Annotated in this window: 12 protein-coding genes and 2 pseudogenes; 11 read left to right on the forward strand and 3 right to left on the reverse strand. The window is 56.3% G+C overall.

What is annotated here, in order from left to right:
- The first annotated feature begins 73 nt into the window (after nt 1-73).
- The 6 genes from AC2FLB_RS12360 to AC2FLB_RS12385 are packed head-to-tail and all read left to right on the forward strand — an operon-like array spanning nt 74 to nt 5,762.
- A complete protein-coding gene (locus AC2FLB_RS12360; protein WP_496690654.1) occupies nt 74-673 on the forward strand; it encodes an amino acid synthesis family protein in 600 nt (199 codons plus the stop codon).
- Complete coding sequence (locus AC2FLB_RS12365) at nt 645-1,424, forward strand: alpha/beta fold hydrolase (RefSeq protein WP_496709347.1); 780 nt, start codon at nt 645-647, stop codon at nt 1,422-1,424. The genes AC2FLB_RS12360 and AC2FLB_RS12365 overlap by 29 nt, the downstream gene beginning before the upstream one ends.
- Entirely contained in the window at nt 1,421-2,329 is a 909-nt protein-coding gene (locus AC2FLB_RS12370; RefSeq protein ID WP_496709348.1) for a flavin reductase family protein, read from the forward strand. The genes AC2FLB_RS12365 and AC2FLB_RS12370 overlap by 4 nt, the downstream gene beginning before the upstream one ends.
- Before the next feature lie 12 nt (nt 2,330-2,341).
- On the forward strand, nt 2,342-3,376 hold the full coding sequence (locus AC2FLB_RS12375) for an LLM class flavin-dependent oxidoreductase (protein ID WP_496709349.1): 1,035 nt from the start codon (nt 2,342-2,344) through the stop codon (nt 3,374-3,376).
- A gap of 8 nt (nt 3,377-3,384) precedes the next feature.
- Entirely contained in the window at nt 3,385-4,863 is a 1,479-nt protein-coding gene (locus AC2FLB_RS12380) for an aldehyde dehydrogenase (protein ID WP_496709350.1), read from the forward strand.
- Between the two features lie 32 nt (nt 4,864-4,895).
- Nucleotides 4,896-5,762, forward strand: a complete 867-nt coding sequence (locus AC2FLB_RS12385) for an urea carboxylase-associated family protein (protein WP_496704751.1) — start codon at nt 4,896-4,898, stop codon at nt 5,760-5,762.
- Here AC2FLB_RS12385 and argE read toward each other — a convergent pair.
- The 3 genes and pseudogenes from argE to AC2FLB_RS12400 all read right to left on the reverse strand — a co-directional run bounded on the left by argE (nt 5,759) and on the right by AC2FLB_RS12400 (nt 7,429).
- A pseudogene (gene argE, locus AC2FLB_RS12390) lies at nt 5,759-6,916 on the reverse strand (acetylornithine deacetylase). The gene AC2FLB_RS12385 and the pseudogene argE overlap by 4 nt on opposite strands.
- Nucleotides 6,913-7,158: pseudogene (locus AC2FLB_RS12395) on the reverse strand (ectoine hydrolase DoeA); the annotation flags it as partial. The pseudogenes argE and AC2FLB_RS12395, both read right to left, overlap by 4 nt.
- A 70-nt stretch (nt 7,159-7,228) precedes the next feature.
- A complete protein-coding gene (locus AC2FLB_RS12400; protein WP_465160558.1) occupies nt 7,229-7,429 on the reverse strand; it encodes an aminopeptidase P family N-terminal domain-containing protein in 201 nt (66 codons plus the stop codon).
- An 86-nt stretch (nt 7,430-7,515) separates the two neighbouring features.
- Between AC2FLB_RS12400 and AC2FLB_RS12405 the strand changes: the two genes are divergently transcribed.
- The 5 genes from AC2FLB_RS12405 to AC2FLB_RS12425 all read left to right on the forward strand — a co-directional run.
- Nucleotides 7,516-8,559: a pyridoxal-phosphate dependent enzyme gene (locus tag AC2FLB_RS12405; RefSeq protein WP_496690648.1), complete on the forward strand. Its 1,044-nt coding sequence runs from the start codon at nt 7,516-7,518 to the stop codon at nt 8,557-8,559.
- A gap of 576 nt (nt 8,560-9,135) precedes the next feature.
- On the forward strand, nt 9,136-10,227 hold the full coding sequence (locus AC2FLB_RS12410) for an ABC transporter ATP-binding protein (RefSeq protein ID WP_496709351.1): 1,092 nt from the start codon (nt 9,136-9,138) through the stop codon (nt 10,225-10,227).
- 100 nt (nt 10,228-10,327) lie between these two features.
- Complete coding sequence (locus AC2FLB_RS12415) at nt 10,328-11,416, forward strand: extracellular solute-binding protein (RefSeq protein ID WP_142634172.1); 1,089 nt, start codon at nt 10,328-10,330, stop codon at nt 11,414-11,416.
- Nucleotides 11,417-11,486: 70 nt separating this feature from the next.
- On the forward strand, nt 11,487-12,761 hold the full coding sequence (locus tag AC2FLB_RS12420; protein WP_142634170.1) for an ABC transporter permease: 1,275 nt from the start codon (nt 11,487-11,489) through the stop codon (nt 12,759-12,761).
- A gap of 5 nt (nt 12,762-12,766) precedes the next feature.
- Nucleotides 12,767-13,668: ABC transporter permease (locus AC2FLB_RS12425; RefSeq protein ID WP_496709352.1), on the forward strand; the 902-nt coding region annotated here is incomplete at its 3' end.

Raw genomic sequence — 13,668 nt, forward strand, 5'->3', positions numbered from 1 at the left:
GCTCAAGTTCTTTCGTTTGTCAAAAGATGTTTCTAACGGTGATATTTCCTCAAGCAGATTTGGGGAGACGGTAGTGCAGCCAAATATCAGAAAAATAGTGACTTTCGACGAAGAGGTTCTGGTTGAAGGATTTCGTGCCGCCGACCGCCCGTGGCGCATGTTTGCCGTTGCGGCGGTTGTGTCGAACCCTTGGGCTGGCCGGTATGTCGAGGATCTGAGACCGGAAATTCTGGCCTATGGGCCTGTGCTGGGGCAAATGTTGACTGACCGGATGGTCACGCTTGCAGGTGGCGGCGAGGTGATCGAAGCCTATGGCAAAGCGGCGGTTGTAGGGCTGGATGGCGAGGTCGAACATGCCTCGGGCCTGATCCACACGCTGCATTTCGGGAATTACTATCGTCAAGCGGTTGGGGCCAAGTCCTATCTGTCCTTCACCAATACCCGCGGTCCGGCGAACACTCCGATCATGGTGCCCATGATGGACAAGAATGATGCCGGGCGTAGATCGCATTATCTGACGCTGCAGTTTGCAATCCCCGACGCACCGCGCGCGGATGAAATTGTGGTCGTGCTGGGTGGCGCAACCTCGGGCCGTCCCCATCATCGGATCGGCGACCGTTATCAGGACCTCAAGGATTTGGGCCATGACGTGGACAACCCGGCCTCGGTCTGAACTCAGCACCCTGGCGGTGATTGATCGGGGCAAAGGGCCATTGGTCATTCTGCTGCATGGGGTTGGCCTGCGGGCCGAGGCGTGGGGTGCGCAGATCGACGCTCTGGTCGCGGCGGGGTATCGTGTCTTGTGCCCGGATATGTCAGGACATGGTCAGTCGAGCTTTGATCATCCGACTGGCTTGGAGGCATACGTGCACCGCACGGCGTCCGTGCTAACAGAGCCCGCTGTCTTGATCGGCCATTCAATGGGCGCCCTGATAGCGCTCCGACTGGCGACGGATGTGCCAGATAGCGTTCTTGGCGTTGCGGCATTGAATGCGATCCATCGGCGTCCGGCTGCCGCGCGCAAGGCCGTCGTCGCACGTGCCTCGGCCTTGGACGTATCGGGGCCAAATGATCCCACGGTCACGTTGCAACGTTGGTTTGGCGAAGCCTCGTCCGCCGAGCGACAGGCCTGCAGGCGCTGGCTGACCGAGGTTGATCCGGCGGCTTACAAATCCGCCTATACCGCCTTTGCCGAAACGGACGGTCCTTCCGATGATGAGCTGGCCCATATCGCTTGTCCCGCCTTGTTCATGACCGGCGCGGATGAGCCGAATTCGACGCCTGAAATGTCTCGGGACATGGCGCGTTTGGTTCCCTCGGGACAAGCGGCAATCATCGCAGGTGCCGCACATATGTTGCCGATGACTCATCCCGCCGAAGTAAACGCACAGCTGTTGGAATTTGTGGGGGGGTGCCAGCCATGACAAGTATGGACCCCCGAGCTTTGCGTGACGCCTTTGGCAGCTTTATGACCGGGGTGACAGTGGTGACGGCACGGGATCCGCAGGGCGCGCCAGTTGGGTTCACCGCAAACTCGTTTTCGTCCGTATCGCTTGACCCGCCATTGCTGCTGGTGTGTCCGGGGAAGTTTCTGTCCAGCCACGATATTTTCGCCAACTGCACCCGGTTTGCGGTGAATGTGCTTGCAGATGGACAGCAAGAGATATCGAATACTTTCGCTGGGTATAAAGGGGACCGGTTTGCAAAGGTCGCGCACAGCAATGGTCTTTATGATCTGCCCCTGATCGACGGTGCGCTGGCGCAGTTTTGCTGCGAGACCCATCAGGTCCTTCCCGCCGGTGATCATACCTTATTGATCGGTGAAGTGGCAGAGTTCTCGCACTCGGTCGGGCAGGGTCTTGGATATGTCGGCGGGTCGTATTTCAGCCTGGGGCTCGAACGTGAAATCGACGCCATGGTACCGACGATATGCGGCGCGATCATCCGCAAAGATGACAATGTTTTGCTGGAGCAGAGCAACGGTGCCTATCGTCCCGTTCAAATCGCCGGGGTCGAGCGGGGTGGGCAGCGAAACCGATTGACCCAGGGCTTGTCAGAACGTGGACTGAAGGTAGAGGTCGAACAGGTCTATTCCTCATTCGACGATGCGGAAACAAAGCAGCATTACACCTATTTTCTGGCCAGCTGTTCCCGACCAACGCCGCTTGAGGGCGCCGAATGGATCAGAACGGATGACCTTCCGAACCTGAAATACGTGTCCGGCGGTGTCCGCCATATGATGACCCGCTATGCGATGGAAGCCAAAGAGGGGGATTTTTCTCTCTACCTTGGTGACGCCTCGCAAGGCGACATTCACAGCTTACGATAAAGGAGCAGGTCAATGGAATTTTCCCTGTTTGCCCATATGGAACGTTTGTCGCCAGATCAGCCGCATGACGTTCTGTATGACGAATTCGTCAGCCTTGTGAAAATGGCGGACGAGGGCGGGATGCGCGCCGTCTGGACGGGTGAGCATCACGGGATGGAGTTCACCATCGCGCCCAACCCCTTTATCTCGCTAGTCGATCTGGCTCATCACACCCGGAATGTACGGCTGGGGACGGGTACGGTAGTCGCCCCGTTCTGGCATCCGATCAAACTGGCCGGAGAGGCGGCGGCGGCAGATCAGATTACCAAAGGCCGGATTGAACTGGGGATCGCACGGGGCGCATATTCCTACGAATATGAGCGCTTGATGCCGGGGATGGATGCCTGGGAAGCGGGCCAACGGATGCGCGAAACAACCCCTTTGCTTCCGCAAATCTGGCAGGGCGATTGCGCGCATGAGGGAGAGTTCTATTCCTTCCCGGCCACCACCTCTGCGCCGAAACCGTTTCAGAAAAACGGTCCGCCGATCTGGATCGCGGCGCGGGACCCCAATAGTCATGAATTCGGTGTCCACAACGGGTTTAACATCCAGGTCACCCCCCTGTGGCAGGGCATGGAAGAGATTGAAACGCTGATGGACCGCTTCAATGCAGCCTGCGACAGCAATACCGGACCGCGCCCCAAAATCATGCTGTTGCATCATACATATGTTGGCAAGGACACAGACGATGTTGCGCAAGGCGTTCAGGAATTGCGCCGGTATTACAACTATTTCGGTGCCTGGTTCATGAACAAACGCCCGGTCGAGCAAGGGTTGATCCAACGGATCACCCCGGACGAGATGGATGCCAACCAGATGTACACAAGTGATAAGCTGGCGCGCGACCTGACGGTTGGTACAGCGCAGCAGGTTATCGACCGGATCAAACGTTATGAAGATTTGGGCTATGATGAGTTTTCGTTCTGGGTCGACAGCGGGATGACGAACGAGCGAAAACGTGCCTCTTTGGCGCGGTTCATCGACGATGTCATGCCAGCCTTTCAGTGAGGAACACTATGGGAAATCTACCGCATTTTCAGCTTTTCATTGATGGCGCCTGGTCTGAGGGGGCGACGTCTCAGGTTATGACATCTGCAAATCCCGCAACTGGGCAGGGGTGGGCTACGTTTTCCTGTGCGGCACCTGAGGATGTCGACAGGGCAGTCGCCGCCGCCAAACGTGCGCTTGATGATCCGCAATGGCGCGATATGACGGCCACCGCGCGCGGCAAGCTTCTGTACCGTTTGGCCGATCTGGTTGCCGAACACGCCGCAAAGCTCGGGGAATTTGAGACAACCGACAGCGGCAAACTGCTGACAGAAACCTCGGCGCAAACGGGGTATGTCGCGGATTATTACCGCTATTTCGCGGGACTTGCGGATAAGGTTGAAGGGACGGTTCTGCCCATCGATAAGCCGGATATGCATGTATTTACCACGCGCGAACCCATCGGTGTTGTCGCAGCGATTGTGCCGTGGAATGCGCAAATGTTCCTGACGGCGACCAAACTGGGCCCGGCGCTTGCGGCTGGCTGTACCGTCGTGCTGAAAGCATCCGAAATCGCGCCGGCCCCGATGCTGGAGTTCGCGCGTTTGATTGAACAGGCAGGATTCCCCGCGGGCGTTGTCTCGGTCATCACCGGGGATGCGGAAAACTGTGCAATTCCATTGACCCGCCATCCCGATCTGGATCGCATCGCCTTTACCGGTGGCCCCGAGACAGCGCGCCATGTGGTCAGGAATTCCGCCGAAAACTTCGCCGTCACTTCGCTGGAGCTTGGTGGCAAATCGCCGATACTTGTTTTTGAAGACGCGGATCTGGATGGGGCCGCAAATGGCCTGATCGCCGGAAACTTTGGCGCGTCGGGGCAAAGTTGCGTTGCGGGCACGCGCGGGCTTGTGCAGCGATCCGTTCTGCAAGATCTGATCGGCCGCATCAAAGAAAAGGCGGGTGCAATCGTTCTGGGTGACCCGCTGGATGCCGGTACCCATGTCGGACCGCTATGTACCATGGCGCAAGTGAACAAGATCGAAGAGACCCTGGCCAAGTCAGCGGAGCAGGGGGCCGTGGTCCATTTCGGCGGGCAACCTGCGGATCGGCCCGGCAATTACATGAACCCAACACTGGTCGAGTGCATATCGCCCGAGACCGAGACGTTGAAAGTTGAGATGTTTGGCCCGGTTATGTCTCTGCTGCCCTTCGATACCGAAGAAGAGGCCATCGCATTGGCCAATAGCACAGTCTTTGGGTTGGGTTCAGGTGTGTTCACGCAGAACCTGGCGCGGGCGCATCGGGTGTCCAAGCGGATCAAGTCCGGGATTTGTTGGGTTAATACCTATCGCGCGATCTCTCCTATCGCGCCGTTTGGCGGATTCAATCAATCAGGGTATGGCCGTGAAGCCGGGGTTGAGGCGATCCTGGATTACACCCGGACCAAGACCACCTGGATCAGCACCTCGCAAGAGCCGATGGCGAACCCGTTTGTGATGCGCTAGGTCTGTTGTCAGACAGATATCGGAGCGCGGTCATGAAGTTGAAACATCCGAATTTTGAACCTCCGGCAGACGCAAATGACCGGAGGGCGATCCCGCCGGTCATTTGCTATCCGCCCGAAACGATACCGCAACCTGATCTGGCTGCGTTGACTGACCTGAGGCAGCGCGCGGTGAAAACCGCCGAAGTCATAGCAGCCCCGCGTGATGCGGCCTGTATTGAAGTGCCCGCGGGGGCCTTTATTCGGGTGGTGTCGGTCGATGGCGCGCAGGTCGGTGATCTGAACATGTGGTACAAGCACGACCTGACCGAACGGTTCTATTCCGGCAAAACCCGCGCGCTGCATGGCACGCATCTGTCGACCGGGGATCGGATGTGGTCAAGTTTTCCAAATATGCGACCCATGGCGACCATCGTTACGGATACTCTGGATTGGTATGGGTTCGATTCATACGGCGGATCCGTGCATGACGTAATCGGGACCCGCTGTGACCCATATACCGGGCGACTGCTGTCTGGCGATGACTACCATTATTGCTGCCATTCCAACCTGACACGGGCATTGGCCAGCCATTGTGGCCTGCCGCTGCATGAGGCCGAAATGCACGTCCACGACGTGTTGAACGTCTTCATGTGCACCGGATTTACGCAGGACACAGGCCAATACTTCATGAAGGCAAGCCCGGTGCGTCCGGGTGATTATCTGGAATTCTACGCCGAGATTGACCTGATCGTCGGCCTTTCAGCTTGTCCCGGGGGCGATTGCTCGTCCGAGCATTCCTCGGACGCAGCCGCCTGTTATCCATTGGTTATGGAAGCCTATGACCCCGGTGAAGACATCCGAAACGCGCATATTCAGCCCAAGCGATCTGCTTATGATCGCACCCATGGGGCAGGTTAAGAGGTCAGGCGTTGCCCAAGCCGGTCCAGCATCCGACAGCATAGGTCGAGCTGTTCGATCTCGACGTACTCATCTGCTTTATGGGCCTGTGTGATCGAGCCGGGACCGCAGACAATCGCGTGGGTGCCAAGCTGCTGAAACAGGCCAGCTTCAGTGGCGAATGACACAACACCTGTTCCGTTCGCCCCGGTCAGCTCGGCAACCAGTTTGCGGGCGGCGTTTTCTTCCATGGGCTCAAGGCCTGCAACCTCGGCCGTGATATCCTGCGTGATGCTGGCTTCACTATGGACGGCCTGCATTTCGGGCAGCAGGCTGTGGGTCACATAGTCTGACAGGGCTTGCTTAACGAAATCCGCATCGCTGGCTTGAACCGGGCGCATTTCCCACCCGACATCGGCTTTGCTGGCAATGACGTTATGGGCGACGCCGCTATTGAAGAACCCCACGTTTATAGTGGTCCAGGGTGGCTCGAAGGGGCTGTTTGTTGGCGCGCGGGATTTCAATATCTGGCGCAGTTCCAGAAGTTTTCCTACATAGCGTGCCGCGTATTCCGCCGCATTAACCCCATCATCGGGGGCCGAGCTGTGTCCTTCGAGCCCGACAAATCGTGTCGTGTATTCATAGCACCCCTTATGCCCTTCGATCAGGCACATTTCGGTGGGCTCTCCGATTATTGCGATATCTGGCACAATTCCTCGTTCGGAAAGATCGTTCACCATGTTCTGCGCGCCCAAACATCCGGTTTCTTCATCATAGGTGAAGGCAAAGTGCAGCGGGTGGGTCAGTTTTCTGGCATCCAGCGTTTCGGCAAGTGCAAGTGCGGCGGCGATGAAGCCCTTCATGTCACAGGTGCCACGTCCGTAAAGCCTGCCATCTTTCTCGGTCATCAAAAACGGGTCTGATGTCTAGTTCTGATCCGCGACGGGAACTACGTCCGTGTGGCCGGATAACAGGATGCCGCCGGGAATGTCTGGGCCTAAGGACGCAAATACATTGGCCTTGGTGCCAGTATCATTTCGGGTTTCGATGCAGCGTGCACCCAAGGCCTGCAACCTGTCCCTTAGATAGCTGATGATCTGAAGATTGCTGTCTGCAGATACCGTTTCAAACGCGATCAGATCGGCGAGGATATCTTGGGTTCTTTGCAGGGTCATGGCTTTACAAACAGCTTTCTTGGGCGGTTACAGAAACATTCGGCAAGACCGGTATCGGTGATCAGGATCGACACGGTGATCTCTAACCCCCAGTCATTCAACCAGAGGCCAGGCATAAAGTGAAACGTCTTGCCAGGTTCCAGGATTGTCTCATCCTCGGGACGCAGAGATACCGTGCGCTCACCCCAGTCCGGGAGATAGCTCAGACCTACTGGATAGCCGCAGCACGCGCGGCTTTCAATGTGGACGTATCTGACAATCAGGCATCCACACTGTACGTCGTTCCCCATTAGTATCCTGATTGCGTCCCCACTAGATCGGGTCTGCGTCATGAAAGACCAAAACGCCTTGATGGACGTAGAACGACCACCCCTCGTATCCGGTTAGCCACGTCATGTTCGAAGGATCTTCGAAGAACAGCGCGTCCAGCCCGACCTCGGTCACGGCTTTTCGTGTTTTGGACAGCCGACGGTCAAATTCCCCCCGCATGAATGCCGGATTCACTTGGCTCATCGGATCCTCGTGTCGTGATTAGAGACGTGTTGACAGAACTTTACGAATCCGATCACGTCAATGGACAACTCAGGAAGGAAATACTGTTGAAACTCAGTTCAAACCCACACCGCGGCAAGGAAAAATTGATTCCTGATGCTCCATTTCCTTCGATAAACGCGGCTCGCGTAGCTGATTTGTTAACAGTATGCCCTGCAGCAGCAGAAACCAATCTGGTTGAAGCCAAGGATTTGGCCAATGTCGCCGATCTATGGGTCAAAGATGAGCGTGGGCGCATGAACCTCGGGTCATTCAAGGCTTTGGGGGCTGCCTATGTCATCGCCCGCCACGCTGCTGATCTGGCGCAGACACCGGATAAGTCTACTTTACGCGGGAAAACCTATGTCACCGCTAGCGCGGGTAACCACGGGATGAGTGTAGCAGCAGGTGCACGGATATTTGGGGCTGATGCAGTGGTCTATATCGCCGAAACCGTACCTGAAAGTTTCGCGGAACGCCTTCGTGCGCAAAAAGCCAGGGTCGTTCGTCAAGGCACGGATTATGCCGCCAGTATGGAGGCTGCTGGCAAAGCGGCGCAGGCTAACGGTTGGACATTGCTATCTGACAGTTCGTGGGACGGGTATTACGAGCTGCCGCACACCCTGATGGAGGGATATCTGCAGATGGCTGCAGAAGCGGTGCGCCAATGCCCAAATGCGCCCACGCATATCATTTTGCAGGCCGGGGTAGGTGGGTTGGCAGGGGCGGTTGCAGCTTATGCGCGCCATGCCTGGGGTGATGGACCCAAGATCATTGTCGTGGAACCCGAAGCGGCCCCTGCGTTGCAAGCCAGTATCGAAGCAGGTACCTGCGTCTTTGCGGATGGGCCTGACAGCATCATGGGACGGCTGGACTGTAAAGAACCCTCGCTGATCGCGCTGAATGGTCTGGCGCGGGATGCAGACTGTTTTCTGACGCTCTCGGATGACGACGTGGTGCGGTATTTACCGGCTATGGCAGAGGCTGGGTTGGCGACAACTGCTTCGGGCGGGGCGGGCGTCGCAGCAGCGATGAATGCAGATGTCTGCGAGGCCCTGAACATTGGGAGCGATGCCCAAGTTCTGTGCATTTTATCCGAAGTGCCGGATTGAAGAAGGTCAAGAAACATCTGAATCCTGCCCCGGAATAAGCGCAGGAAGCCGCAAGTTGAGAGGGTGCAACTGCCCCCAAAGGCAGAATCCGATTGCGCCTGAAAACGGGAGGTGCGCAAATCCGCACCTCCGCCCTATCAAAATGAGATTTATTGCCCCCCAAAGCGCGGTTTTTAGATTGGATTGCGCCAGAAAATTTTGGCGTTTTCCAATCGGTCGAGGAATTTCGACATGCGAATCTCTCAGCACCTCAGTATCGATGCCGAGGTCTGGGCTGTGAGATGTGGTGGTTTAGGTTGTAATTATAACCCATTAAAAATATTATATTAATGTTGTGGGTTAGAAAGTTGAGTAGAGGCGAATGAAGCATGTTAATTACGCCATTCAAGGTCTTGCGTTGCGGACGAGATATCGAAATATCAGTTGAGCAGAAGTGAATTTCAGGATTCTTTGTCGCCTAGCTGTCACATTTATGGTTGCGTGGTTGGTCCCCCATGTCCTTAAATAGGGTGGACTGGTCTTTGAGATCCGGATGAACCGGGCAAGCAAAGACCGCACAGGGGAGCCAAGTTGGTAATGTCAAATGACGCAGCGTTCGTCGAATTTCAGCGTGTTCAAAAATCTTATGACGGCGAGATACTCGTCGTAAAAGATCTTAACCTCTCAATGCCAAAGGGTGAGTTTCTGACAATGCTGGGCCCCTCTGGGTCTGGCAAGACAACTTGCCTAATGATGTTGGCCGGATTTGAAACCGCTACTCATGGCGAAATCATGTTGGACGGACGCCCGATCAACAACATTCCACCACATAAGCGCGGGATTGGCATGGTGTTCCAAAACTATGCATTGTTCCCGCATATGACTGTGGCTGAAAACCTTTCGTTCCCGCTTGAAGTGCGCAACATCGGCAAAAGCGATCGGGAAGAAAAAGTGAAGCGTGCGCTGGATATGGTCCAGATGGGCGCCTTTGGCAGCCGTCGTCCGGCGCAACTGTCCGGCGGTCAGCAGCAGCGGATCGCCTTGGCTCGTGCTTTGGTGTTCGAGCCTGAGCTAGTTTTGATGGACGAACCGCTGGGCGCGCTGGACAAGCAATTGCGCGAACATATGCAGTTCGAGATTACCCGTCTGGCGCATGAGCTGGGGATTACGACGGTTTACGTCACCCACGACCAGACCGAAGCGCTGACGATGTCGGATCGCGTGGCCGTGTTCGACGACGGACGCATCCAGCAGCTTGCGCCGCCGGATCTGCTCTATGAAGAGCCCGAAAATAGCTTTGTTGCCCAGTTCATTGGTGAAAACAACACCTTGGAAGGCGTTGTTAAGTCAATCGACGGCGACTCGTGCGTGGTTGCACTGGATGATGGATCAGAAATTGACGCCAAACCGGTCAATGTCAGCGCTGCTGGTGAACGGACCAAAGTTTCAATCCGCCCCGAACGGGTGGAGTTCAACAAAGATCGCCTGCATGCCGATGCGCATACGCTAAAGGCGACTGTCAAAGAATTCATCTATATGGGTGATGTCTTCCGGTTCCGCCTATCTGTGGCGGGCAATGAAGACTTTATCATCAAGACCCGAAACGCTCCCGATGCGGTTCGGTTGTCGCCCGGCCAGGAAGTTGAAATCGGTTGGTTGGCCCATGATTGCCGGGCACTTGACGCCTGATGAAGAACGTCCCCTGGTGGATCGCTGGGGGTAAATGGCGGCCGGGTTGCCCCGTGATCCGGTCTGTTCAGAAATTTACGGGTATAACAGGGAGTTAACAATGAAAGTTAAGACCACTTTGATGGCAAGCGCCATTGTTGCCGTGGCCGGAGGCGCCATGGCCGAGGAGATGACGATTGTCTCGTGGGGCGGCGCCTATTCCAAGTCACAGCTGAAGGCGTATCACGAGCCCTATTCTGAAAAGAGCGGCATCACTATCCTTAACGATGACAGCTCGGCCGAAGCGGTTGCCAAGCTGCGCGCGATGAACGAAGCGGGCAACATCACCTGGGATGTAGTGGATGTTGTTGCTGCGGACGCAATTCGTCTGTGTGACGAAGGTCTGGCGATGGAGATCGACCCAGACACCATGCTGGCCCCGGCGCCCGACGGCACTTCGGCTGCCGATGATTTCGGTGACCTGCTGGTCAGCGAGTGCTTTATCCCGCAGATCGTGTATTCGACTACATTCGGCTATCGTACAGACTTGGTAGGTGACACACCTCCGACTGATGTCTGCGCCGTATTTGATCTGGAGGCCTATCCGGGCAAGCGTTCACTGGAAAAGCGTGCCATCAACAACATGGAATGGGCGCTGATCTGTGATGGCGTCGCCAAAGATGACGTTTATGACGTTCTGGCGACCCCTGAAGGTCAGGATCAGGCGTTGGCGAAACTGGGAACCATCAAGGACAACGTCGTCTGGTGGTCCGCGGGTGCCGACACGCCGCAGCTTCTGGCCGATGGCGAGATCATCATGGGCTCGACCTATAACGGCCGTCTGTTCAGCGTGATCGAAGAGCAGAAGCAGCCCGTTGCCATGCTGTGGGACGCGCAGATCTTTGACCTGGATGGCTGGATCATCCCCGCCGGTCTGAGCGAAGAGCGTCAGCAGCGTGCGCTGGACTACATCATGTTCGCAACGGACACGCAGCGTCTGGCGGATCAGGCCAAGTACATCTCGTACGGTCCGGCCCGTGCCTCGTCGGCTCCGCTGGTTGGTCAGCATGCCGAGCTTGGCATCGACATGGCGCCGCACATGCCGACCGATCCGGAAAACGCCAAGAACACGTTCCTGTATAACTACGAGTTCTGGGCGGATTACCGCGATGACATCGAAGCGAAATTCCAGGCTTGGCTTGCGAAATAATCGTTTGATTTCATGAAACAGTCGGGGGCGGTGCGCCGCCCCCAGACCCAAGCAGAGTCAAGGGGCACAGATGACTGACGCAAGCCAAAATGCGGGGCCGATGCTGGCAGCGGACGGAACGCCGCTTAAGCAATCGCTGGCACGTTCACTGCGGCGGCAGAAGTTACGAGCATTGATGCTCGTCGCTCCGCTTCTGCTATTTGTCATGTTTTCCTTTATCGTGCCGATTGCTTCAATGCTGTTCCGCTCGGTTGAAAACAGCATGGTTTCAGAGACCCTCCCGCTTACTGTGGAAGCCCTGCAAAGCTGGGACGCCCAAAGCGGTGAGCTTCCGGACGAAGCAGTATACGATGCATTCGTTCGCGACATGGTCGTTGCCGTTGATAGCAAAACCCACACCCGCCTTGGCTCGCGTCTGAACTACGAAGAGACTGGCATGTCTTCTTTGTTCCGCCGCTCTGGCCGGAAAATGGGCAAGCTTGACCCTGAAACCGATGGACCATTCAAGGACCAGATCATCGAGATTCACGAGGGCTGGGGCGATCCTAAGACGTGGGCCGTGATCAAGACCCATTCGCCAACGGTTACCAATGGTTATTTCCTGAACGCGGTCGATATGCGCCGCACGCCCGAAGGCGCGCAGTCGCAGCCTGAAGACAAGCAGATTCTGATCAAGCTGTTTGGCCGCACATTGTTCATGTCACTGGTGATTACAGTGTCCTGTATCCTGCTGGCCTATCCGGTTAGCTACCTGCTGGCGACCCTACCGATGCGGGTGTCGAACCTGCTGATGATCCTTGTCCTCTTGCCTTTCTGGACCTCACTTCTGGTGCGGACCTCGGCGTGGAAAGTGATGTTGCAACAGCAGGGCGTGATTAATGAAACATTGGTCTGGCTTGGACTTGTGGCCGATGATGCACGACTGGTGATCATCAATAACCAGATCGGCACGATCATTGCGATGACGCATATCCTGCTGCCGTTCATGATCCTGCCGATGTATTCAGTGATGCAGACGATCCCGGTGACTTACACGCGCGCGGCGAAATCAATGGGCGCGACCAACTGGACGACGTTCTGGCGCATCTACTTCCCACAATCCATTCCGGGTATCGGAGCGGGCTCGATCCTCGTATTCATTCTGTCGATCGGATACTACATCACGCCTGAAATCGTTGGCGGCACAAAGGGTGTCTTCATCTCGAACCGGATCGCCTATCACATCTCGTCCTCGCTGAACTGGGGACTGGCTGCGGCCTTGGGTACGATCCTGCTGGGTGTCGTCATGCTGCTCTACTGGGTCTACGACAAGATCGTGGGCATTGATAACGTGAAGTTGGGATAATCGACATGGCTGCACTTACACCGATATCCCGCAAACCGCTCTCCATGGTTCTGCCCAGTGTCGCCTTGGCGGGTGCCTTCGCCGGCGTCTTTGTCGGCGCGGGCAACGGCTCGATCCTTTTGGGCATTCTGGGTGGCGCAGCTCTGATCGCCGCGCTGGCCTGGGTCTACATCAACGTTCTGAAGAACGAAAAACTGGCGCGCTGGATCAATATCCTGGGTTTCGGCGTCATCGGTTTCCTGTTGTCAGGTCCGATGGGTGGCATTCTGGGCCTGTTGGGCGGTTGGTTTTTTATCTTCTTTATCTATTGGCTCTATGAAGGCCGGTATCGCCGCAAACTGCTCAGCTATCTGACGCCAAAACAGGTGTTCTATCACTATCTGTTTCGGGTTATCTGCGGTGCGATCTTCGTGTTCCTGATCACCCCGATCCTTGTGGTTCTGCCGCTGTCGTTCAACGCGCAGGACTTCTTTACCTTCACCCCTGAGATGCTGAGTCTGGACCCCGAAGGGTATTCGCTAAAGCATTACCGCGATTTCTTCACCAACAATGAATGGCAGCGCAGCTTCAAGAACTCGCTGATCATCGCGCCGATTGCGACGATCATCTCGGTCTCGCTGGGCACGTTGGCGGCCATCGGCCTCAGCCAGAGCCACGTACCCGGCCGCCGCGTCATCATGGGCGTCCTGATCTCGCCGATGATCGTGCCGTTGATCATCTCGGCCACCGGCATGTTCTTCTTCTACAGCGATATCGGTCGCTTCATGGAAGGCACGCTGGGCATGAACAAGAACTTCGTGGGCTATGTGAAAGTTGTCCTTGCCCACGCCGTTCTGGGCATCCCTTTCGTCATCATCACCGTGACTGCGACGCTGGTGGGCTTTGATCGCTCTCTGACGCGGGCGGC

The organism is Ruegeria sp. CDSA236 (genome assembly GCF_059611285.1).